Here is a 22,674-nt window from a genome sequence, read left to right as displayed (position 1 = left end):
TCGGTGGCCGCGGAACGGTAGCGTGCGGGCTCCCGGTTGGCGCGTGAGCGAGGAGTCGGGCAGATGCTTCCTGCACCGCGGCACGGGCACCGTCCGCGCGAGGTCGCGTCCGCGCCCATCCCGACGCCGTACGGGCAGTTCCAGGCCCGCGCCTTCGAGACGCCGTCCGGGCACGTGCACCTCGCGCTGGTCGCCGGCGAGATCGACGACGGCGAGTCGCTGCTGACCCGGCTGCACTCCGAGTGCCTGACCGGGGACGCCTTCGGCTCGCTGCGGTGCGACTGCGGCGTGCAGCTGCGCTCGGCGCTGCGCACGGTCGCCGCCGAGGGCCGCGGGATCGTGCTGTACCTGGGCGGCCACGAGGGCCGGGGCATCGGGCTGGTCGACAAGCTGCGGGCCTACGTCCAGCAGGACCTCGGCGCCGACACCGTCGACGCGAACCTCCAGCTCGGCCTGCACGCCGACGCGCGCGACTACGGCGAGGCCGCCGACGTCCTGACCGCGCTGGGGGTGCGGTCGGTGCGGCTGCTGTCGAACAACCCGGCGAAGGCCGCGGGGCTCCGGGGCGGGGGAGTGGCCGTCGAGTCGCTGCGCCCCCTGCGCACGTCCGCGCACCGGCGCAACCGGGCCTACCTGGAGACGAAGGAGGCACGCCTCGGGCACCTGCGGCCGACCGGGCCGGCACCCGCCGAGCTGGCCGAGGTCCCGGTCGACGTGGCCCGCCTGCTCGGCCCCCTGCGGCCGCGCGCCGACCGGCCGGCTGTCGTCGTCAAGTACGCCCAGACGCTCGACGGGCGGATCGCCACGCGGACCGGTGACGCGCGGTGGATCAGCGGGGAATCCGAGCGCCGGGTCGCGCACGGGATGCGCGCCGGCTGCGACGCGGTGCTCATCGGGGCGCGCACGCTCCTGCACGACGACCCGCAGCTGACCGTGCGGATGGTCCCGGGGGCGTCGCCGCTGCGCGTGGTGCTGGATTCGACGCTGCGCACGCCACCGACGGCGAAGGTGCTGTCCGACGACGCCGCGACGCTGATCCTCTGCCGGCCCGGCGCCGACCCGGTGCGCCGCCGGGAGCTGGCCGCGACCGGAGCGTCCGTCCGCGAGGTGCCCGAGGACGCCGACGGGGTGCAGATCGACGCGGTGCTCGCGCTGCTCCGCTCCTCGGGCGTCGCCTCGCTGCTCGTGGAGGGCGGCGGCCGGGTGATCACCTCGCTGCTGCGCGCCGGGGCGGTCGACCGCCTGGTGGTGTCGCTGTCGCCGACGATCATCGGCGCCGGGGTGGAGGCCGTCGGCGGCCTCGGGATCGACCGGATCGCCGACGGCATCCGGCTGACCGACCGGTCGGTGCACCTGGCCGGCGACGACGTCCTGCTCGCGTTCGACGTGCAGCAGCGGCCCGGCCTCTGACGTCGGCTCAGCCGGTGCCGACGGCGACCGGCGCGGCCCGCAGCCGGCCGCGGCGCACCCGGTCGGTGACCAGCAGGACGGCGCCGGGCAGCGTGGCGACCAGGCCCAGCACGCCGTAGGCGGTCGCCGCGGCCACCCCCTGGGCCGCGCCCAGCCCGGCGGCGCCGAACACCCACGCGGCCACGCCCTCGCGCGGTCCCCAGCCGCCGATGCTGACCGGCAGCACCATCGCGAACAGGATCAGCATCGCCAGCGGCCACAGCTGGGCGGGCGACGCGTGCGTGCCGGTCGTCCACGCCGCGACCAGGAACGTGCCGGTGTGCCCGGCGGCGACGACCACGGAGGTGCCGGCGACCACCGGCCACGCCCGCGGGTCGAGGAGCCCGTGCCGGACGTCGGCGCGGGCGGCCCGCAGCACCCGCGCGCGCCGGGATGCCGCCCCCCGCGGACGGCTGCGGACCACGAGCAGCAGACCCAGCGCGACGGTGCCGGCGACCGCGGCGAGGACCCAGACCATGACGGGCCGCACCGGCGAGGCCATGGCGCACAGCACGACCACGAGGAGCACCACCTGCACGGTCTGCCCGGCCGCCCGCTCCCATGCGACGGCGCGCAGCCCGCGGCCGACGTCGCCGGCGTCCCGGCCGTGCTGCACGCCGCGGTGCACGTCGCCGAGCACCCCTCCGGGCAGCGCGCTGTTGAGGAACTGCGACGTGTAGTAGGCGGCGACCGCCTCGCGCAGGCTCATGCCCACCCCGAGCCCGCGGGCGACGACCTGCCACCGCCACGCCGAGCAGACCGTGGCCAGCGCCGTGATCGCCGTGGCGGCCAGCAGTGACCAGACGCTGATCGCCCGCACGCCCTCCAGGAACGGGACCGTGCCCAGCTGCCACACCAGGACGCCGAGGATTCCCGCGCCCCCGGCCGGCCGGGCCCACGCCCACGCCGTCCGCCGCCCACCCGGGACCACCCCGTCGCTCACCGGGCGACCAGCCCGGAGCGGTCGGAGACGGCGGCGAGCACCGCGGCCACGCGGGCCGTCGTCGAGTCCCACCCCGCCAGGGTCTCGCGCCGGGCGAGCGCCGCGCGCCGCAACCGCCCCCGCAGGTCGCGGTCGTCCAGCCAGGCCGAGAGGGCGGCCCGGAGGGCGCCCGGGTCGCCGGGGGGCACGAGCAGTCCCGGAACGCCGAGGCGGGTCCGGCCGAGCGCCTCGGGCAGCCCCCCGACGGCGCTCGCGACGACGGGCAGGCCCACCGCCAGGGCCTCGGCGGCCGCCATCCCGTAGGCCTCCAGCCGCGAGGGCGCGACGAGCAGGTCCGCCCGGGAGAACTCGCGGCGCAGCGCGTCGCCGTCCTCCGGGCCGGCGAAGGCCACCCGGTCGCCGATCCCGGACCGGCCGACCGCGCGGCGGAGCCGTTCGACGAAGACCGGATCGCGGTCGAGCGGGCCGACGACGGTGCAGTGCCAGGACGAGCCGGCGACCTGCGCGAGCGCCGCCACCAGCACGTCCTGGCCCTTGTGCGGGACGACCGCCGCGACGCACAGCAGCCGACCACCGTCGTCCGTGCCCGGTGCGGGGTCGCCGACATCCACGCCCGGGGAGGCGACGTGGACCCGCTCCGGCGGGAGGTCGTGGTCCGCGACCAGCCGATCGCACGTCCACAAGCTGGTGGTGACGACGGCGCGGGCGTGCGCGAGGGCGGCGCGCTCGTCGCCCACCGGGGCGAGGAACGGCATGTGCACGAGGACCACGAGCCGCAGCCGGGCGGCCTCCGGCCCCAGGACGGGCGCGGCCGCGGAGCCGATCAGCCCGTCGACCACGACGACGGCGTCGTCGGGCACGGCGGCCATCGTCCCCGCCAGGCGGCGGAGGTCGGTGCGCCCGGGCCGCGGCCAGGCGCCGGGCGCGGCGTGCTCGCGCACCGCCCAGCCGGTCGCGGCGAGCCCGTCGCACAGCCGCCGGTCGTAGCGGTTGCCGCCGCTGGGCCGCGCGGGGTCGTCGATCCCGGCCGGGACGACGACGTGGACGGTCGGCACCGCACCCTCCTCGGCTCCCGTGATGAACCGGATCGTCCCGCGTCCCGTGCCCCGTGGTGTACACCTCTCCACGGAGGCGCCGTGCCGACGGTTCACACCGCCCTGCTGACCGGGCTGCTCGCCCAGACCGCCGTGCTCGGCGTGCTCGCCGGCACGGTGGGGCTGGGTGCGCCGGGATGGGTGATCGGTCTCGGCTACGGCGCGGCCGTCGCGGGCCTGCTGGCGCGTGCGCTGCGCCGCCACGGCACCGGGGTCCTGGGGCCGGCCGACCGGGTCACCCTGGGCCGGAGCGCGCTCGTCGGTGGCGTCGCGGCGCTGGCCGCCGAGTCGTTCGTCCGCCCGGTCCCGGCGGCGGTCCTGGCCGCGCTCGCGGCCGCCGCGCTCGTGCTCGACGGCGTCGACGGCCGCGTCGCGCGCCGGACCGGCACCGTGTCGGCGGTCGGTGCCCGGTTCGACGTCGAGGTCGACTCGTTCCTCGTGCTGGTCCTCGGCGTCGTGGTCGCCCGTGACCTGGGGCCGTGGGTGCTCGCGATCGCCTCGCCGCACTACGTGCTGGTCCTCGCCCGGCGCGCCCTGCCCTGGCTGCGCCGGGAGATGCCGCCGCGCCACTGGTGCAAGGTCGTGGCCGTCGCCCAGGCCGTCGTGCTGGTCGTCGTGGCGGGCGGCGTGCTGCCGCCGGTCGTGGCCGTCCTCGCCCTCGTCGTCGTCGCGGCGCTGCTCGCGGAGTCGTTCGGGCGGGAGATCGGGTGGGCGTGGCGCCGTCGCGCCGGAACGGCGGACGTCGAGCCGCGGTCCGTGCCGTCGCTGGGCCCGGCGTCACGCCGCCGGCGGGTGCTGGCGTCGGCGGCGACGGTCCTGGCCGTCGCGGCCGTGTGGTCGGTGCTGGTGTTCCCCGACCGGCTGGTCCGCCTCACGCCGCTGACCTTCGCCCGGATCCCGGTCGAGGGCCTGGTGCTCGTCGCGCTCGCGCTGGTCGCGCCCGCCCGCGCCCGGCGGTCGCTCGGCATCGCAGCCGGCCTCCTGCTGGCTGCCCTGGCCGTCGTCCGCCTCCTCGACATGGGGTTCCGGGAGTTCGTGCACCGGCCGTTCAACCCGGTCACCGACTGGCGGCTCCTCGACTCCGCCGTCATCGTGCTCCGCGACACGGTCGGCACGGGCTGGGCGGACGTCGCCCTCGTCGGTGGCGCCCTGCTGGTCGTCGGGCTCGTCGCAGCGGTGCTGGGATCGACGGCGCGGCTGATCCGGGTGGCCGCCCGCCGCCGGGCGCTCTCGGCCGGGACGGTCGGTTCGCTGGGGGCGGTGTGGGTGACCTGCGCCGTCCTCGGTGCCTACCTGGTCCCGGGCGCGCCGGTCGCGTCCCTGGGTGCGGCCGAGCTCGCCGCCGCGCAGGTGGGTGGTGCGGTCGCCAACGCGCGGGACCTGCCGGCGTTCCGGGCGCAGCTCGCCGCCCCCGACCCGTGGGGCGGGGTGCCGGGGGAGGACCTGCTCACGGCACTCCGGGGCAAGGACGTGGTGATCGCGTTCGTGGAGAGCTACGGCCGGGTCGCGGTGGAAGGGTCGTCGTTCTCCGGCGACATCCGGGACGTGCTGACCGCCGGTACGCAGGCGACGGACCGGGCGGGTTTCGGCTCCCGCAGCGCCTTCCTGACCTCGCCGACGTTCGGCGGCATCAGCTGGCTGGCTCACGCCACGCTGCACTCGGGGCTGTGGATCGACAGCCAGCAGCGCCACGACCAGCTGCTCGACAGCGACCGCTTCACCCTGTCGGCCGCCTTCGCGCGGGCCGGCTGGCGCACGGTCTTCGACGTGCCGTCGAACCGGGACCCCTGGCCCGAGGGGGAGGCCTTCTACCGGCTCGACCGCGTCTACGACCGCACCGACGTCGGCTACACCGGGCCTAAGTTCAGCTTCGCGGCGATGCCGGACCAGTACACGCTGGCCGCCTTCCAGGACCTCGAGCTGGGCCCGGGCCACGCCCCGGTGATGGCCGAGATCGACCTCGTCTCCTCCCACGAGCCGTGGACGCCGCTGCCTCGGATGGTCGACTGGGACCGGGTCGGCGACGGGTCGATCTACCGCGGGATGCCCGACGAGGGTCCGACGCCCGCGGAGGTGTTCGGGGACGCCGAGGAGATCCAGCGGCTCTACGCGCGGTCGATCGAGTACTCGCTCACCGCGCTGATCTCGTGGGTCACCACGTTCCACGGCGACGACGACGACCTCGTGCTGATCCTGGTCGGCGACCACCAGCCCGCCGAGGTGGTGAGCGGCCCCGACGCGTCGCACGACGTGCCGATCACCGTGCTGACCCGCGATCCCGCCGTCCTCGACCGCATCGCCGGGTGGGGCTGGGACGACGGGATGCTGCCCGGCCCGCAGGCACCGGTGTGGCGCATGGACGCGTTCCGCGACCGGTTCCTCGCGGCGTTCGGCCCGACGACGCCCGCAGAGGCCGCGGCCACCCGCCCCCGGGGTGGGTGACGGCGGGGCACCGAGAGCGGCGGGGCTGACCCGTGGCGGCCGTCGTCCGTACCCTCGGTCCGGTGAGCATCGCACCGGCACCGGCCGTCGTCCTGGACGACCGCTTCGCCCGCGACCTCCCGGAGCTGGCGGTGCGCTGGCGGGCCGAGGAGACCCCCGACCCGCGCCTGCTCGTGCTGAACGAGTCGCTCGCCGAGGAGCTCGGCCTCGAGCCCGCCGCGCTGCGCAGCGCCGAGGGGGTGCGCCTGCTGGTCGGCGCCGCCGTCCCCGCCGGGGCCACGCCGGTGGCGCAGGCCTACGCCGGGCACCAGTTCGGCGGCTACGTCCCGCGGCTCGGTGACGGCCGGGCGCTGCTGCTCGGCGAGCTGGTCGACGCCGCCGGCCGGCCGCGCGATCTCCATCTGAAGGGTGCGGGGCGCACGCCGTTCGCCCGGGGCGGCGACGGGCTGGCCGCGGTCGGGCCGATGCTGCGCGAGTACGTGGTCAGCGAGGGCATGCACGCGCTCGGCATCCCGACGACCCGGTCCCTCGCCGTGGTGGCGACCGGGCGCGAGGTGTACCGCGAGACCGTGCTGCCGGGCGCGGTGCTCGCCCGGGTGGCCGCCAGCCACCTGCGCGTCGGCAGCTTCCAGTACGCGCGGGCGACGGGGGACGTCGACCTGCTGCGCCGCCTGGCCGACCACGCGATCGACCGCCACCACCCCGGCGCCGCGCGGGCCGGGAACCGCTACCTCGCGCTGTTCGAGGCGGTCGTCGCGGTGCAGGCGTCGCTGGTCGCCTCGTGGATGCTCGTCGGCTTCGTGCACGGGGTCATGAACACCGACAACATGACGATCTCCGGCGAGACCATCGACTACGGGCCCTGCGCGTTCCTGGACGCCTTCGACCCGGCGACGGTCTACAGCTCGATCGACACCGGCGGGCGCTACGCCTACCGGAACCAGCCGCTCGCCGCGGAGTGGAATCTCGCCCGGCTCGCCGAGGCGCTGCTGCCCCTCCTGGACGACGACCAGGACCGGGCGGTGGCCCTCGCGGTCGAGGCGCTCGGCGCGTTCCGCCCGCGGTACGGCGCGGCATGGTCGGCCGGCATGCGCACCAAGCTCGGCCTGCCCGACGGCCTGGACGACGCGGTGGCCTCTGCGCTGGTCGACGACCTGCTCGCGCTGCTCGAGGAGGGCCGCGTCGACCACACGTCGTTCTTCCGCGCCCTCGGGGCCGCGGCGCGCGGCGACGCCGAACCCGCGCGGCGCATGGTCCTCGACCTCGCGGCGTTCGACGCGTGGGCGCAGCGGTGGCGGGCGCTGGAGCCCGATGCCGCGGCGATGGACCGGGCGAACCCCGTGTACATCCCGCGCAACCACCTCGTGGAGGAGGCCCTCGACGCCGCGACGGCGGGAGACCTGGGTCCGGTCGAGCGGCTGCTCGAGGCGCTGTCGCGCCCCTACGACGAGCGCCCCGGACTGGCGCGGTACGCCGCGCCCGCGCCGGACGAGACCGGCCCCTACCGCACGTTCTGCGGCACCTGAGGAGCGTGCCTCACCCCGGCTGCGACTCGTGCCCCGCCGGAACCGAGCGGGAGAGCCCCCGGTAGGCGTCAGCGGCCCGGATCCGCCCGTTGACGACGTCGTGGATCGTCCGCGCGATCGGCAGGTCCAGCCCGTGCTGGTCGGCGAGCTCCACCACCGTCGACGCCGTCTTGACCCCCTCGGCGACCATGCGCATCTCGCCCAGCACCTCGTCGAGCGGCCGCCCCAGCCCCAGCTGCTCGCCGACGTGGCGGTTGCGGCTCTGCGGGCTCATGCACGTGGCGACCAGGTCGCCCATGCCCGCGAGCCCGGCGAGCGTCTGCGCCTCGCCGCCCATCGCGACGGCGAGGGTGGTGAGCTCGGCCAGGCCGCGGGACATCACCGCGGCGCGCGTGTTGTCACCGACCCCGAGGCCCTGGGCCATGCCGGTGGCGATCGCGATCACGTTCTTCAGCGCGCCCCCGATCTCGCAGCCCACGACGTCGTGATGGGTGTAGACCCGGAAGAGGCCGCGGCCCACCTCGCGCTGCAGCGCCGCGGCCACGGCGAGGTCCTCGGTGGCGATCACGCTGGCCGCCGCCTGCCCGGCCAGGATCTCCCGCGCCAGGTTGGGGCCGGTGAGCGCCGCGGCCGGCCGCCCGGGCAGCACTTCCTTGATCACCTCGGTCATGCGCAGGTGGGTGCCCCGCTCGAGCCCCTTGCTCAGGCTCACCACCGGGATCCAGGGCGCCAGGTGCGGCGCGACCCGCTCGAGGCACTCGCGGAACCCGCTGGTCGGCACGCCCACCACCAGCAGTTCGGCGTGCCGGGTGGCCTGCTCGAGATCGGACGTCGCCCGCAGCCGCGCCGGCAGCCGCGCGCCCGGCAGGTAGGCCTCGTTCGTGCGCTGCCCGCCGACCTCGTCGGCGACCTCGGGGTTGCGCGCCCAGAGCAGCACCTCGTGGTCCCGGCGGCACATCAGCGCGGCGACCGTCGTGCCCCACGACCCGGCTCCGAGCACGGTGACCCTCATCGACGTCCTCCTGACGGTCGCGCCCGGAGGGCGACGGGCTGCCGGTGGTGATCACCGGCCCGGACAGGATGGTCGTCGCCGCTCGTCGCGGCCAGTGCCTGCGGCGTGACCGGTCGCCAGGCTGGTGATCCCGTCGTCACCGGCGGGTTCGGCTGGTGGTCGGCCCGCAGCCGCACGCGCTGCGCCGTGGCTGCGGACGCGGGTCAGGCGACCCGCCGGGCGCTGGTGTAGCTGCCCATCGAGTCCAGCGCGGCGGTCTTGACCGGTACGCCCGCCGTCGACGCGTGCACCATCTGGCCGTTGCCGATGTAGATGCCCACGTGGCTGACCGGGCTGTAGAAGAACACCAGGTCACCGGGCTGGAGCTGGTCGCGGGACACCGGTGTGCCCAGCTGCGACTGCATGCGGCTGGAGTGGGGCAGGCTGATCCCGGCCGCGGCGTAGGCGTACTGGACCAGGCCCGAGCAGTCGAACGCGTCCGGCCCGGCGGCGCCCCACACGTAGGCGTCGCCGACCTGTGCCATGGCGGTGTTCACCGCCGTCTGCGCGGCCGCGCTGCCACCGGCCACGACGGGCGCGGCCGGGACGACCGGAGCCGCGGGCGCGGGTGCGGGGCCGGCGTCGCCCGCGGGGGCGCTCTCGGCGGGCGCCGCCTCGACCGCGTGCCGCTCGGCGGCCGCCCGCGACGCCCGTTGCTCCTCGGCGCTGAGGCGGTCGTAGGCGGCCTGGTACTCGGCGATCTGCGCGTCGAGGTCGTCCCGCTGGGCGGTGACGTCCTCGAGCTGGGACTGCGCGTCGGCCGCCGCCCGCTGGGCCGTGGCCTGGGCCTCGTCGGCGGCGGAGGTGGCGCTGTCGGCGGCGCTCAGGACGCCGGCGTTGTGCTCGGCGATCGTCTGGAGGGTGCCGATCCGGTCGAGCATCTCCTCGGCGGAGTCGCTGGTCAGCATCGCCTCGAGGGCACCGAGTCGCTCCCCGGTCCAGGCGCTGTAGGCGACCGCACGGACCTGGTCGCGGGCCTGCCCGAGCGCCGCCTCGGCCGCGGCGAGCTGCGCGGCGGCCGCCTCGGCGGCGTCCTGCGTGGCGGCGAGCTGCTCCCGCGCCTCGTTGAACTGCTCGGTGAGGACTTCGAGGTCGTGGGCGCGCGCGGCGATGAGGTCGGCCGCCTCCGCCGAGGTGGCCGGAGTCGGGTCGGCCGAGGCCGGCGCCGGGAGGAGCGCGAGGCTGCCGGCGGCGAGCAACCCGGCGAGCAACCCAGCGAGGGCGGTCCGGCGGCGGGCAGGGGTGTGCGAACGCGCCATGCCGGCGGTCGTCCCTTCTTCCACGGCCGCCTGCCGCGTTAGCTGACGGGTTCGGGCGGGAAGACGCCCGGCGCCCGGCGGCCCGGTGGGCCGTCGATCGCTTCACCCCGGTGGTGCGTGTGGGTCCCCGGTCCAGGCCGGTGGCGGGCACCGGCAGATGGTTCGGCGGCGTCCGACCCGGTGGTCACTGGGCAGCGACGGAAGGCCGACCCGGACCGGTCGACGGTAGAGCCGTCGCCGGATCGGGACAACCCGGGGCGTCGCGGCACATCGTCGGTGGGCGACGGAGGATGCCACCCGCCTACGCTGCGCCGGTGCGTCCTTTCCGTGCTCGCACGGCGGGGCAGGGTCGCCCCGCCGGCGGGCCACGGGTCCTCCTCCCGCTCCTGGTGCTGGCCGCCGCCGTCGCCCAGGGCTTCGGTCGCTTCGGGTACGCGCTCCTGCTGCCGGCGGTGAACGCCGACCTCGTGCACTCCTACGCCGTCGCGGGACTCCTCGGCACGCTGAACCTCGGTGCCTACCTCGCGGGAACGCTCCTGGTCAGCCTGACCGCCGACCGCATCGCGCCGGCCGCCTCCGTGCGGACGGGCCTGCTGCTGGTGACGGCCGGGCTGGCCGTGCTCGCGCTGGCGCCGTCGGTGGCGGGGCTGGTCGTCGGCATGGTGGTGGCGGGGTTCGGCGGGGCGCTGGTGTGGGTGCCGGCCCCGGGGATCGCCGGTGCGGCCGTGCGGGCCTCCCGGCGCGGCCTGGCCATCGGGCTGGCGGGCAGCGGCGTGGGGGTCGGGGTGATGGCCAGCAGCGCACTGACCGCGCTCGTGCACGCCGTCGCCGGACCCGGCGCGTGGCGCCCGGTGTGGGCGATCGAGGCCGTGCTGGCCGCCCTGGTGGCGGTCGCCGCGCTCGGGTGGCTGCGCCCGCAGGCCGCGCCGGTGTCCGGTCCGGTGCGCATCTCGGCGCTGCGGGCCGTGCCCGGGTGGATCGGCGCGACGCTCTCCTACGGCGGGTACGGCCTCGCCGTCGCCGTCTACATGACGTTCGTGGTCGCCGCCTACGAGCACGACGCGGGCTTCGCCCCGGTGCACGCCTCGGCCGTCTTCGCGGTCGTCGGCGTCTGCATCACGGCCGGCGGCGTGCTGGTCGGCCGATGGTCGGACGGCGTGGGCCGACGGGCCGCCATGACCTGGGCCTACGTGGGCATGGCGGGGGCGATCCTGCTCGTCCCCGTCGGTGCCGAGCCGTGGGCGGTGCTGTCCGCGGCGGTGTTCGGCCTCGCGATGACCGGGGCGCCGACGGTGCTCGCTGCGCACCTGGCCGATTCGCTCGACCCCCGCCGGTTCGCGGCGGCCTTCGGTGCCGTCACCCTCGTCTTCGGCCTCGCCCAGCTGGTGGGGCCGCAGCTCGGCGGGTGGATCGCCGACCGGACCGGCAGCTTCTCCACCGCGTTCCTGGTCGCGGCCGGCGCCGCGCTGGCGGCGGCCGTCGCATCCTCGACCCTGCCCCGGCGCGGTGCCGCCGCCCGGCCCCGCACGAGCGCTCCCGGGGGTACCTGACCCCCGTCGTCCGGCTCGGTCCCGGTGCTCGGGTCAGGGTGCCCGCAGCGTCCGGTGCCGCCATCGGAGCCGCTCGGCGAGCCGGCGGAGGTGGGCGTCCAGCCCGCCGTCGACCGGCGCGGCGACCGGGGCGGTCCGGCGCTCGACCTGTGCCCGGAGCGCGGAGCGTCGGCGCTCCAGGGCCTTCACCTCCGCACGGAGCGACGCGACGCGGGCCGCGGCGTCCTGGTCCAGGCGGTGCCGGGTCGCGGCGGCCGCCGCGTCCGCCCGCCGCCGCTCCTCCCGGGCGGTGCCCAGCATCGCGACGATCTCGTCCCGGGCCTGCAGCCGGGCGGCCCGTGCCTCGTCGACGGCCTGGTGCCGGATCCGGTCGGCGTCCTCGGCGGCGCGCAGCATGATCAGGCGCGCCTTCTCGAGCCGGGCGGCCGCCTCCACGCGTGCCTCCCGGCCCGTCCGCTCGGCCTCGTCGACGATCCGGCCGGCCTCGGCGGTCACCGCCTCGGCCGCGACGACCGCCTCGGCGAGCGTCCGGTGGGCCTCGGCTCCGGCGTCGGCGAGCACCCGCTCCGCCTGGGCGACGGTCGCCTCCGCGTGCGCGGCGGCGGCGGACCGGTCGGCCTCGGCCTCGACCCGGATGCTCTGGGCCTCGTCGGCCGCGGCGGCCAGCATCGAGCCGATCCGGCCGGAGAGCCGCAGCAGCTCGCCGCCACCGGCCGAGTGGGACAGCAGCCGGGTGGCCTCGTCGAGCGCCGACCGCGTGGCGAGGTGCCGCGCCACGAGGTGCTCGCGCTCGCGCTCGGCGGCGGCGAGTTCGTCCTCGGCCCACCGGACGTAGGTGTCCACCTGGAAGCGGTCGTAGCCGGCCACGGCGCGACGGAACATCGGCGCTCCGTGCAGGACGGTGGCCAGGTCACCGGAGACGTTCGGCCGCCGGGAGTCCAGCGGGGCCGCCGGGCCACCGCCCGAGGGGCAGTCGGCCCCGCCGTCGGCCTGCCGTGCACTGCTCATTCGCACCTGCCTCCCCACGCAGCTCGGGTCCGAGGGAGCGGAACGCTACGGGCCTGGAACGGCCGGGACCCCCGGTCGGCGGACGGGCGTCACCCGGAGGGGGAGGGGGCCCACCCGATCCGGGAGCCGGGGCCATCGGCGGTGTCGCTGAGTGACGTCGCTCACACGGGTGAGGGGTCCGGCCGGCGCCGTGCGGGTGCCGGGAACGGCGCGCACCCTCGTCGGATGGACCCCGCCCCGACCCCGCCGCCTCCGGGGAACCTGACCGTCCCGCCGCTGTTCGGCTGGGAGGAGATCGTGACCGTCCTGGGCATCGTGATCGCCGGGGCCGCGGCGTTCCTGGTGATCGCGGCGATCGCGACCGCCTGGACCGGGCGGGCGGAGTGGCGGGCGTACCTGGACGCGCGGTCGCGACGCGACCACTGACCGGCTCTCAGGCGCGGGCCGCCTGGGCGGCCGGCTGGAGGAGGCGCTTGAGCTTCACGGGTGGGGTGCGGTGGTTGACCGCGACGATGCTGCGCGGTGCGACGGCGTCGGGCCAGGCGAGCAGGGCCGAACCCTGGTCGAGCGAGCCGTCGAGCACGGTCGGTTCGCCCTGCGGGTCGAGGTCGCCGACCATCTTGACGTCGAGACCGAACTGTTCGGTCCAGCAGTACTGCGACGGCCGGTAGGGCGCGGCGGTGTTCCCGTGCAGCAGCGCCCGGACCGCGGCGCGGGCCTGGTCGACGGCGTTGGTCCAGTGCGGCGAGCGGGTCAGTTCCCCGTCGCCGGCCGAGATCACGGTGACATCACCTGCGGCGACGACGCCGGGAGCGACCTGGCAGTGGGAGTCGACGACGATCCCGCCGTGCACCTGCACTCCCGAGCCGGCGAGCCACTCGACGTTGGGCACGTCCCCGACCGCCGAGACGACGAGGTCGGCCTCCAGGCGGGTGCCGTCGACCAGTTCCACCCCGGTGGGGGTGGGGGCGCCGAGCAGCCGGACGCCGCCGTCGGTCACGACGATGCGGACACCCGCCTGCGTCGCGACGGACCGCACGTGGCCGCCGACGACGGCGCCGAGCAGCCGGTCCAGCGGTGGCGCCAGGTCGACGACGGTGACGTCCTTGCCCAGCGTGCGAGCGGTGGAGGCGATCTCCATGCCGAGGAACCCGCCGCCCACGACGAGCACGGACGACGATGCGGCCAGGTCGTCGCGCAGGCGGACGCAGTCGCCGTAGGTGCGCAGCACCCGCTCGTCCTGGCCGGGGTGACCCAGCCGCCGGGCGCGGCCGCCGGTGGCGATGACCAGGCCGTCGTAGGGCACGGGCCCCGCGGGGGTGTGCACGGTGCGCGTGCGGAGGTCCAGCCCCGTCGCCGGCGTCTCCAGGCGCAGGTCGACCTCGTCGGCCAGCGGCGCGAGGACGACGTCGTCGATCGACTCGGTGCCGGCGAGCACGCCCTTCGACAGCGGCACGCGGGTGTAGGGCGGCACGTCCTCGTCGCTGAGCACCGTGATCCGGCCGTCGAAGTCCTCCATCCGCAGCATCTCCACCGCGGTGAGCGCCCCGATGGACCCGCCGACGACGACGACCTCGCGCAGGGTCACGGCTGCCCGCTCAGCTCTCGACGCGGAGCGCGGCGACCGGGCAGACCCGCGCGCCCGCCTCGGCCTTGCGCTCCAGCTCCGGCGGGATCGACTCGTGGAGGAGGACCACGATGGCGTCGTCGTCCAGCTCGTAGACCTCCGGAGCCGTGTCCGCGCACAGCCCGTGCCCCTCGCACCGCTCCCGGTCCGCGACGATCCTCATGCTGTCCACCGTCCTGCCGTCGATGCCTGTGCCTCCGAGGACGACCGTCACGCGGGCACGACCTCGAGGACGGGCAGCTTCTCGATGCTGCGGGTGATGTTGCTCGGGACGCGGAGCTCCTCGCCCAGGACCAGGCGCTGGGCCTGGGCGGCGAGGGCCTCGATGACGGCGTGCGCCTCGAGCCGCGCGAGCCCCTGCCCGGCGCAGCCGTGGGGGCCGTAGCCGAAGGTGAGGTGGTCGACCGGGTTGCGCTCGACCAGGAAGGCGTCGGGGTCCTCGTAGTGGCGCGGGTCGCGGTTGCCGGCGCCGAGCAGGATCGCGGCCTGCGAGCCCGCGGGCACCGTGGCGCCGTCGATCTCCACGTCTTTGGCGACGTAGCGGCCCCAGGTGTTGATGGGGGGCCAGAACCGGAGCACCTCGGCGAAGGCGGCCGGCACGAGCGAGCGGTCCTTCCGGACCAGGTCGAACTGCTCCGGATAGCGCCCGAAGAGCGCGACGATGTTGCCGATCGCGGCGATCGTGCTGTCGACGCCGGCCCCGAGGTACTGGTGGATGATGTGCCCGGCCGTGTTCGGCGGGATGTCGCCGCGTGCCTCGGCGTCGAAGATCCCGCGGCCCACCGAGCCGGGCGCCAGGTCCTCGGCGGTGACGCCGGCGCACCAGGCGTAGAGCTCGCCGGCGATCGGGAAGTTCTCCGCGGTCCGCTGGTTCATGGGGCCGATCACCTGCATCGCGGCCTGGCCCCAGCGCAGCATGTTGTCGCGCACGTGGCCGGTGAAGCCGATCAGGTCGGCGACGACCTCCAGCGGGAAGGCGCGGGCCAGCGCGTCGATGGCGTCGAAGGACCCCTGCGCGACCAGCTCGCCGACCAGAGCCTCGGCCTTGGCGTCGATCTGCGTCTTCAGCCCGCGCAGGGCCCGGGGGGAGAGGTTCTCGGTCAGCGTCGCGCGCAGCTGTGCGTGCACCGGCGGGTCCGAGGCGAGCGAGGTGCCCTGCAGGGCCTCGTTGACCATCGGGTTGAAGCCGATGCTGCGCGAGGAGAAGGTCTCCGGGTCGCCGAGGGCGGTGCGGATGACGTCGTAGCGGGTGAGCGCGTAGACGTCGTTCGCCGGCAGGTGCACGACCGCGCCCAGCTCGCGGAGCTCGGCGAAGTACGGGTAGGGGTCGAGCAGGACCTCGTCGGCGAAGAGGTCGATGTCGGATGTGGGGACGGTCATGAGCCACCTCGAGGGAGAGTCGGTGCCGAACCGGGCGTCGATCGCGCGGGTCACGCCTGCGTTGTGGCGGCGATCACGTGCTGATGCGCACCATGACACCTCACTTGACACTGTGTCAAGCAAAAGTCCGCCGTGTAAGGAACGCCGGGTCGCGATCGCGGCTATGGGCCACGTCGCGCGCGGCGCCCGATGACCGGCGCGGGCGTGGAGAGCATCGGCGTCGTCGGCGCCGGCATCGTCGGGCTGGCGGTCGCCCGCCGACTCGCGCAGCTGCGGCCCGACGCCCGGATCACGGTGGTGGACAAGGAGGACGACGTCGGGGTCCACCAGACCGGCCACAACAGCGGGGTGGTCCACGCCGGCCTGTACTACGCGCCCGGGTCGTTGAAGGCCGAGCTCTGCGGCCGGGGACGGGTACTGCTCCGGGAGTTCTGCGGCGAGCACGGGCTGGCCTACGACGAGTGCGGCAAGCTCGTCGTCGCCCGCGGTCCCGAGGAGCTGCCCGCCCTGGGGGAGATCGAGCGGCGGGCCACGCGGAACGGCGTGCCCGGGCTGCGCCGGCTGGCCGGCGCGGGGCTGCGGGAGGTCGAGCCGGAGGCCGTCGGCGCGGCGGCCCTGCACTCGCCGTACACCGCCGTCGTCGACTTCCGCGCCGTCGCGCGCGCCCTCGCCGAGGAGCTGCGCCGGCGCGGCCACGAGGTCCGGCTGGGCTTCGCGGTGACCGCCCTGGAGCGGCCGGCCGGTGGGGGAGTGGTGGTCCGCTCCGAGCGCGAGGCGTTCGCCGTCGACCGGCTCGTCGTGTGCGCCGGCCTGCAGGCCGACCGCGTCGCGCGGCTGGCCGGGGACGAGGAGGGCCCGGCGATCGTGCCGTTCCGCGGCGAGTACTACCGGCTGGTGCCCGAGCGCACCGGCCTCGTCCGGGGCCTGATCTATCCGGTGCCCGACCCGCGCTACCCGTTCCTCGGCGTCCACTTCACCCGCCGGGTCGGCGGCGGGGTCGACATCGGCCCCAACGCGGTGCTCGCGCTGGCGCGCGAGGGCTACCGATGGGGGGACGTCCGCCTCGGTGAGCTCGTCCAGACGCTGGCCTGGCCCGGCACGCGGTCCCTGGCCCGGCGGCACTGGCGCACGGGCGTCCGGGAGGTCCGCGGCTCCCTGTCGCGGAGCGCCTTCCTCGCCGCGGCGCGCGAGTTCGTCCCCGCGCTGCGGGACGACGACGTGCAGAAGGCCCCCGCCGGGGTCCGCGCGCAGGCCGTCGACCGCGACGGCACGCTCGTCGACGACTTCCGGATCCACCGCATCGGCCCCGTGGTCGCCGTCCGCAATGCGCCCTCGCCCGCGGCGACGTCGGCACTGGCGATCGGCGAGTACGTCGCCGAACGCGTGCTGGAACGGACCGGCGGCTAGGTGTACTGCTAGTCGACCCGGCGGGGGGCCCGGAGGGTCTTGCGGGGGCCGGACCCGGCGAAGATCGAGTGGACGATGTCGTCCGGGCTGAAGTCCCCGGTGAGCTCCTCCACCGCCCCGCCCTCGCGGAAGACCACGACCCGGTCGCAGAGCAGGGCCAGTTCGGTCTCGTCGGTTCCCGAGACGAGCACCGCGCACCCGTCGTCGGCCGCCCGGCGGATCGCCGACGTGATCACCTGCCGAGCGCCGACGTCGACGGCCTGGGTGGGCTCGTGCAGGACGAGCAGCGTGGGCCGCGTGGCCAGCCACTTGGCGAGGAGCACCTTCTGCTGGTTGCCGCCGCTGAGCCGGTCGACCGTCGTCGACGGGTCGGGCGGCCGGACGTCGAGCGCGTGCACCCATTCGCGCACGCTCCCGGCCTCGGCGCGACGCTCCAGCGGGAACACCGCAGACCGCGACCGGCGGCGGGGCAGCGAGATGTTGTCGGCGACGGTGAGATCGAGGGCGAGCCCCTCGTCCGCCCGGCTCTCCGGCACCAGCGCCACGCCGGCGGCCATCGCCCGGGCGCTGTCGCAGCGGGTCAGGTCCAGCGTCGTCGACCCGATCTGCACCGTGCCGGCGCGGGCGGGCCGCGCCCCGGTCAGCAGGTAGGGCAGCTCGTCGTGGCCGGACGCCGCCAGCCCGGTGACGCCGACGACCTCGCCGGGGGCGACATCGAGGTCCACGCCGGTGGCCACCGTGCCGGTCACCCCGCGGATCGCGACCGGCCCGGACCCCCGCCCCGGCCCCTCGCCGGCGGTCGTTCCCTTGGCGGCCAGAGCCTCGAGCGGACGGCCCATCACGGCCCGGACGAGCTCCCGTTCCGTGAGCTCCGCGGTCGGCACACCGCGCTCCACGGCGACGCCGTCGCGCAGGACCGTCACCCGGTCGGTGGCCTGGAGGACCTCCTCCAGGTGGTGGGTGATCAGGAGCACCGACGTGCCGGTGGCGACCACGCCGTCGACCAGTTCGTAGAAGTGCTCGAGGCTCCTGCGGGTCAGCGAGCGCGTCGACTCGTCGAAGATGATGATCCCGCGGCCGGCCTCCGCGTCCTGCAGGGCCCGCGCGATGGCGACGGTCGCGCGGTCCTCCTCGGTGAGCGACCGGACCGGGAGGTCGAGCCGCACCGGGCGGCCCAGCCGCTCCAGGACCGCTGCCGCGTCGTCCCGCTCCTGCCGCCACCGGATGGCGCGGGTGAAGCGGTTGGCCGCGAACCGGCCGACGCGGAGGTTCTCCACGACGGTCATGTCCTCGACCAGGCCGAGGCTCTGGTGCACGACCGCGAGACCGCGTCGCCGGGCCTCGAGCGGGCGGACCGGGAGCCGCAGGGGCTCCCCGTCCACCAGCACGCGGCCGCCCGGGTCCGCGGGGTGGTACCCCGTCAGCACCTTGGCCAGCGTCGACTTGCCGGAGCCGTTCTGGCCGATCAGCCCGTGCACCTCGCCGGGGACGACGTCGAGGTGCACGTTGCGGAGCGCCCGGTACCGGCCGAACGTCTTGGAGACGTCGTCGACGCTCAGTCGGGTACCGGCCGGCTCCACCCTGCCGCTCCGGATGCTGGCGTTGCCCTCGTGCACGACCGGTTCGGCGGTCAGGCTCAACTCAGGCCCCACAGCGCGCGGAACTCGTCGACGTAGTCGGTCGGGCCGTACCAGTCGCCGGAGGCCTCGCCGTCCTCGGTGAGCTCGATGTCACCGATGTTCTCCTGGCTGAAGAGGCGGTAGGCGATGTCGTACTCGGGGACCTCGGCGCCGCCCAGCATGAGCCGGAAGAGGGCGTCGGCGGTGGCCCAGCCCTGGTAGCTGAAGTCCTGGCCGACGTTGGCGTAGAGCAGGTTGCCCTCCTCCAGCTGCTGCAGGCCGGCCAGGGTCGCCGCGCTCGTCACGATCTTGATCTGGTTCGCCTTGCCGGACTGCTGGATGCCGCCGATGGTCGGCTGGACGAAGAACTCGAACTCGGCGAGGACGTAGTCGACGTCGGGGTTGCTCAGGATCGCCGCGCTCGTGGAGGAGGGGATCAGCGGGAAGTTCGTCGCCGACACCTCGTTGACCACCACGGTGCAGTCGGGGCAGCGGTCGGCGAACTCGGACTCCGCGGCTTCGGCGTAGGCCAGCGTCGAGGGGTTGTCGGTGACCTTCTGGATGACCACCGTCGCCTCGCCGTTCGAGTCGGCGATGATCCAGTCCGCGGCGCTCGCGAGCATCTGCGGTGCCGGGCCGGAGACGTAGGCCAGGGTCTCGTCGGCCGGCAGCTGCGGGTCGACGACCTGGTTGGCGATCAGGACGGGGATGCCGGATGCCCGGGCGGCCTCCAGGCCGTTGGCCGCCATCCCGTAGGGGATGTTGTCGACCACGATCGCCGCGGCCGACGCGCCCACCGCCTGGTCGATGCAGCCGGCGATCTGCGACGGGTTGGAGCCGCCGTCGCAGACCTGCAGGTCGACGTCGGCCTCGGCCAGCGCCGCGCCGAGCAGCTCGCCGTACAGCTGGAACACGCTGATCTGGGCGGTCAGGGGGACGTAGTACACCGTCGTGCCGGCCAGCGAGGAGAGGTCCCCGGGGAGTTCCTCGGTGGGGGCCGAGATCTCGTCCCGCGGCTGCATCGCCGTCTCGACGTCGGCCTGCACGTCGGCGACGGGGGAGTCCGAACCGCCGTTCGAGGTGGCCGAGCCGCCGTCGTCGTCCGTCGTACCGGGCGAGCAGGCGGCGAGCAGCGTCACGGCGAGGGCCGTGGCGCCGAGGGTGAGCTTGCGCCGAGCAGTGGACATCGATGTACGCCTTTCGGACGGGACGAGCAGGACCAGACGAGTGGAAGGGACGAGCAGAACGGGACGAGCCCGGCCGGGGACGAGCCGGGACGGAGTGCCGGGGAACGGTCAGCCCGAGCGGCGGTGCAGCACGGACGAGATGGTCACGGCGACCACCAGGACGCCGCCGTAGAAGACGCTCGTCACCCAGCCGGTGAAGCCGAGCAGGTTCAGGCCGAGGATCCCGGTGGCCAGGAAGTAGACGGCGATGAGCGTGCCCAGCGGGTTGAAGCGGCCGGGCTGCAGGATCGCCGTGCCCAGGAACGTCGCGGCGAACATCGGCAGCAGATAGCTCTGCGAGGCGTTCGGGTCGAACCCGCCCACCGCGGCGGCCGCGAGGACGCCGCCCACCCCGGCGATGACCCCGGCGGTGACGAAGGCCCCGAACCGGATGCGGTTGACCCGGACGCCGGCCAGCCGGCTGACCTCCCGGTTGGCGCCGACGAAGCGCATGTTGCGGCCGAGCGGGGTGAACGCGAGCACGTAGGCGAACGCGAGCATGAGCAGCAGACCCCAGTAGAAGCCCAGCGGCAGGCCGGCGACCCGGTACAGGGAGATCTCGCCGAACTCGCGGGGGAGGCCGCTGATGGACTGCAGGTCGGTCAGCCACAACCCGACGCCGAGCAGCAGCGTGCCCATGCCGAGGGTCACCACGATGGTGTTGACGCCGAGACGGACGACGAGGAACCCGTTCACGGCACCGATCAGGCCGGCGGCGACCACGGCCGCGAGGGAGGCCGCCCAGACGCTCCAGTCGTGATCGACCACGAGCAGGGACATCAGGACGGCGGCGAACCCGAGCACCGAGGGCACCGACAGGTCGACGAACTCGCCGATGACGATCGTGCACAGCAGGGCGGCGGTGAGGAAGACCAGAGCCTGCTGGCTGCCGAAGATGGTCTGGAAGGTGCCGGTCGTGAAGAACCGGTCGGGCTGCAGCGCCGAGTAGAGGGCGATCATGGCGACCCAGACGCCGATGACCGCGAACCGGGCGCCGAAGATCCCGGCCGCGGAACGGCGGGCGCCGTTCTGCTCCGGCTGCGGAGCCGCCCCGGACGGGGCGCCCGCTCCGCCGGGAGCCGGTCTCTCCGACGAGATCGTCGTCATCGCCGGGCCCCAGCGTCGGCGCGGATCAGCCGGGGGGCCTCGAGGGCAGGACGGTGGGGCTCGATGCGCACGTGGACCTCACTCGGGGTCGGTTGTGGCGCACATCATGTTCGTTAGGTTTACGCACTGTCAAGGGATCGGGCACGAAGTCCGCCGAGACGGCGGTGCTGCCGGTCGGGCTACTCGACCAGGAGGGCGCACCAGGAGTCGGTCATGAGTTCCAGTGCCTCGTCGCGGCCGACGTCCCACCCGTGCCGCATCCAGCGCACCGACGAGAACTCGAGCTGACCGAAGGCCAGGACCCCTCGGATGCGCCGCGTCGAGGGCTCGAAACGGCCGGCGCGGTCCAGGCCCGCCGCGATGTCACCGATCGCGCTCTCGAACCACTGGTCGATGGCTTCCTGGATCTCCACGTCGGACGCGGCGGCCTCGTGCGCCGCGGTCACGTACGGGCGGATCTGCGGCCACTGGTCGATCTTCCGCGACAACCAGGTCCGGATCTGCGCGCGGTCGCCGGACGCCACGACCTCGGCCAGCGGCGGGTCGTCGGACCCGATCAGGATGTCGTTGACGGCGACGATGAGTTCCTTGAGCAGCTGCGCCTTCGACGGGAAGTGCATGTAGAAGGTGGTCCGCGTGGTCCCCGCGGCGGCCGCGATGTCGTCGATCGTCGTCGCGCCGTAGCCCTTGCTCTCGAACATGGCCAGCCCCTCCCGGAGCAGGAGCTCACGGGTCAGGCGCTTCTGGGCTTCGCGGAGACTGGTCACGGCGCGAGGATAGGTCCAACCCGCGCGGTCCTCGACGGGCCGAGCCGACCGGGTCACTCCAACGGCGGGCGGCCCGACCCCGCGCGACGGACGTGTGCCGCGGGACGCCCCAGTTCGGCCCGGAGGGCGTCGAGCGTCGCCGCGCGGCCGGCGCGCATGAACTGCGGCCACTCCGAGGAGTCGAGGAACTGCTCGTAGAACCCGGTGCCGTAGACCTTCTGGTAGGGGACCGGCTCGACGAGCAGGACCTGCGCGCGGGCCCGGAGGCGGGCGAGATTCTCCCGCGCCAACTGCACCTGCTGGCTGGTGCGCACCTGACTCCCGACGTGCAGGACGCTCAGCCGCCGTCGGTCCCAGCCGGACACGTCCTCACCGCGGAACTCGTGCGGGTAGAAGGCGTTGACCGCGATCGCGGTGTCGATCGGCGGTTCGATGTCGAGGACCGGGTGGACGGGGAAGATGTCGACGATGCCGCCGTCGCACCACGAGCGACCGTCCAGCACGACGGGCTGCACGAACAGCGGGAGAGAGACCGCCATGCGGATCGCGCGGGCGACGGGCAGGTCCGGGTAGGTCGCCGGGCCCAGGTACTCGACGGTGTTGGTCTCGATGTTCCAGATCGGCGCGTACGCCGGTGTGGGGAGCTCGCCGAGCGTGCGGTCGCCCAGCCACCGCCGGTAGAACTCCTCGATGCCGTCGCCGCGGAGCAGTCCGGCCCAGCCGCGGCCGCCGGTGGCCACCGCCCTGGCCAGGTCGCGCCACGAGACGTCGACGTAGTCCCGGGGGACCATCGACGCGACCCTCACGGCCACCTCGTCGGCGCTGAACCCTGCGGCGAGCGGGAAGCCGAACATCGCGCCGCCGGAGCACAGCGACCACACCGCCACCGTGGTGCCCGACTCCTCGAGGGCGCGGGCGACCCCGATGAGCGAGGCGAGGGCACCGCTGCCGCCGGTGCTGACGACACCGACCCGGCCGGGCAGCGGCGAGACCGGCGCGGCGTCGCCGGCCGGGAACGGCGATCCGACGGGGGCGCGTCGGGGTGCCGTTCCCGGCAGGATCGCTCGCCGGACGCCGTCGACGAACCCGAGGTCGCGCCGCACGCCGTCCAGCAGGTCACGGCTGCGGACCAGCACGTCGAAGTACTGGCGCACCCGGAAGACGTCGAGGGCGAGGTCCAGCGGACTCGGGGCGCGCCCTCGGCTGGGTGTCGTCACGG

General features: G+C 75.3%; 19 protein-coding genes. 6 read left to right on the top strand and 13 right to left on the bottom strand.

Annotated features, from left to right (window positions below):
- Window positions 1–63: 63 nt before the first annotated feature.
- Window positions 64–1,410 carry a GTP cyclohydrolase II gene (gene ribA, locus ABD644_RS10715; protein ID WP_344688839.1) on the top strand — a complete coding sequence of 449 codons (1,347 nt, stop codon included), beginning with the start codon at window positions 64–66 and terminating at the stop codon, window positions 1,408–1,410.
- Between the two features lie 7 nt (window positions 1,411–1,417).
- On the opposite strand, the gene ABD644_RS10710 is transcribed toward ribA, so the two are convergent.
- The gene (locus tag ABD644_RS10710) at window positions 1,418–2,392 is read right to left on the bottom strand and encodes a lysylphosphatidylglycerol synthase transmembrane domain-containing protein (protein WP_344688838.1); all 975 of its coding nucleotides are present in this window, start codon (window positions 2,390–2,392) and stop codon (window positions 1,418–1,420) included.
- Complete coding sequence (locus ABD644_RS10705; RefSeq protein WP_344688837.1) at window positions 2,389–3,447, bottom strand: glycosyltransferase family 4 protein; 1,059 nt, start codon at window positions 3,445–3,447, stop codon at window positions 2,389–2,391. The genes ABD644_RS10710 and ABD644_RS10705 overlap by 4 nt, the downstream gene beginning before the upstream one ends.
- A gap of 81 nt (window positions 3,448–3,528) precedes the next feature.
- Here ABD644_RS10705 and ABD644_RS10700 point away from each other — a divergent pair, with 81 nt between their 5' ends.
- Together ABD644_RS10700 and ABD644_RS10695 are read left to right on the top strand one after the other, a co-directional pair.
- Window positions 3,529–5,928 (top strand): CDP-alcohol phosphatidyltransferase family protein, encoded by a 2,400-nt coding sequence (locus tag ABD644_RS10700; RefSeq protein WP_344688836.1) that lies wholly within the window; start codon window positions 3,529–3,531, stop codon window positions 5,926–5,928.
- A 62-nt stretch (window positions 5,929–5,990) separates the two neighbouring features.
- Window positions 5,991–7,454 carry a protein adenylyltransferase SelO gene (locus ABD644_RS10695; protein ID WP_344688835.1) on the top strand — a complete coding sequence of 488 codons (1,464 nt, stop codon included), beginning with the start codon at window positions 5,991–5,993 and terminating at the stop codon, window positions 7,452–7,454.
- Window positions 7,455–7,464: 10 nt separating this feature from the next.
- Here the strand turns inward: ABD644_RS10695 and ABD644_RS10690 are convergent, their stop codons facing one another.
- The gene (locus ABD644_RS10690; protein ID WP_344688834.1) at window positions 7,465–8,466 is read right to left on the bottom strand and encodes an NAD(P)H-dependent glycerol-3-phosphate dehydrogenase; all 1,002 of its coding nucleotides are present in this window, start codon (window positions 8,464–8,466) and stop codon (window positions 7,465–7,467) included.
- A gap of 203 nt (window positions 8,467–8,669) precedes the next feature.
- Window positions 8,670–9,764, bottom strand: coding sequence for a C40 family peptidase (locus ABD644_RS10685; RefSeq protein WP_344688833.1), 1,095 nt, complete (start codon window positions 9,762–9,764; stop codon window positions 8,670–8,672).
- A gap of 314 nt (window positions 9,765–10,078) precedes the next feature.
- On the opposite strand from ABD644_RS10685, the gene ABD644_RS10680 reads away from it, so the two are divergent.
- Complete coding sequence (locus tag ABD644_RS10680; RefSeq protein WP_344688832.1) at window positions 10,079–11,314, top strand: YbfB/YjiJ family MFS transporter; 1,236 nt, start codon at window positions 10,079–10,081, stop codon at window positions 11,312–11,314.
- 33 nt (window positions 11,315–11,347) lie between these two features.
- Here the strand turns inward: ABD644_RS10680 and ABD644_RS10675 are convergent, their stop codons facing one another.
- Complete coding sequence (locus tag ABD644_RS10675) at window positions 11,348–12,322, bottom strand: coiled-coil domain-containing protein (protein ID WP_344688831.1); 975 nt, start codon at window positions 12,320–12,322, stop codon at window positions 11,348–11,350.
- 225 nt (window positions 12,323–12,547) lie between these two features.
- Here ABD644_RS10675 and ABD644_RS10670 point away from each other — a divergent pair, with 225 nt between their 5' ends.
- Window positions 12,548–12,748, top strand: coding sequence for a hypothetical protein (locus ABD644_RS10670; protein ID WP_344688830.1), 201 nt, complete (start codon window positions 12,548–12,550; stop codon window positions 12,746–12,748).
- A gap of 7 nt (window positions 12,749–12,755) precedes the next feature.
- Here ABD644_RS10670 and ABD644_RS10665 read toward each other — a convergent pair whose 3' ends face one another.
- The 3 genes from ABD644_RS10665 to ABD644_RS10655 are packed head-to-tail and all read right to left on the bottom strand — an operon-like array spanning window position 12,756 to window position 15,329.
- Complete coding sequence (locus ABD644_RS10665; protein ID WP_344688829.1) at window positions 12,756–13,910, bottom strand: NAD(P)/FAD-dependent oxidoreductase; 1,155 nt, start codon at window positions 13,908–13,910, stop codon at window positions 12,756–12,758.
- 10 nt (window positions 13,911–13,920) lie between these two features.
- On the bottom strand, window positions 13,921–14,112 hold the full coding sequence (locus tag ABD644_RS10660; RefSeq protein ID WP_344688828.1) for a ferredoxin: 192 nt from the start codon (window positions 14,110–14,112) through the stop codon (window positions 13,921–13,923).
- 47 nt (window positions 14,113–14,159) lie between these two features.
- Window positions 14,160–15,329 (bottom strand): cytochrome P450, encoded by a 1,170-nt coding sequence (locus ABD644_RS10655; RefSeq protein WP_344688827.1) that lies wholly within the window; start codon window positions 15,327–15,329, stop codon window positions 14,160–14,162.
- A gap of 189 nt (window positions 15,330–15,518) precedes the next feature.
- Between ABD644_RS10655 and lhgO the strand changes: the two genes are divergently transcribed.
- Window positions 15,519–16,736, top strand: coding sequence for an L-2-hydroxyglutarate oxidase (lhgO, locus tag ABD644_RS10650; protein ID WP_344688826.1), 1,218 nt, complete (start codon window positions 15,519–15,521; stop codon window positions 16,734–16,736).
- Window positions 16,737–16,744: 8 nt separating this feature from the next.
- Here lhgO and ABD644_RS10645 read toward each other — a convergent pair whose 3' ends face one another.
- From ABD644_RS10645 to ABD644_RS10625, 5 genes are all read right to left on the bottom strand, one after another.
- Entirely contained in the window at window positions 16,745–18,388 is a 1,644-nt protein-coding gene (locus tag ABD644_RS10645; RefSeq protein ID WP_344688825.1) for a sugar ABC transporter ATP-binding protein, read from the bottom strand.
- A complete protein-coding gene (locus ABD644_RS10640; RefSeq protein ID WP_344688824.1) occupies window positions 18,373–19,542 on the bottom strand; it encodes a sugar ABC transporter substrate-binding protein in 1,170 nt (389 codons plus the stop codon). Before ABD644_RS10640 ends, ABD644_RS10645 begins: the two co-directional genes overlap by 16 nt.
- Before the next feature lie 108 nt (window positions 19,543–19,650).
- Entirely contained in the window at window positions 19,651–20,688 is a 1,038-nt protein-coding gene (locus ABD644_RS10635) for an ABC transporter permease (RefSeq protein WP_344688823.1), read from the bottom strand.
- Window positions 20,689–20,867: 179 nt separating this feature from the next.
- Window positions 20,868–21,455 carry a TetR/AcrR family transcriptional regulator gene (locus ABD644_RS10630; protein WP_344688822.1) on the bottom strand — a complete coding sequence of 196 codons (588 nt, stop codon included), beginning with the start codon at window positions 21,453–21,455 and terminating at the stop codon, window positions 20,868–20,870.
- Window positions 21,456–21,508: 53 nt separating this feature from the next.
- Window positions 21,509–22,672 carry a patatin-like phospholipase family protein gene (locus ABD644_RS10625; protein ID WP_344688821.1) on the bottom strand — a complete coding sequence of 388 codons (1,164 nt, stop codon included), beginning with the start codon at window positions 22,670–22,672 and terminating at the stop codon, window positions 21,509–21,511.
- Window positions 22,673–22,674: the final 2 nt, after the last annotated feature.

The sequence above is a fragment of the Blastococcus jejuensis genome (genome assembly GCF_039534705.1).
GTDB lineage: Bacteria > Actinomycetota > Actinomycetes > Mycobacteriales > Geodermatophilaceae > Blastococcus_B > Blastococcus_B jejuensis.
This window is presented reverse-complemented; position numbering and strand designations above follow the sequence as displayed.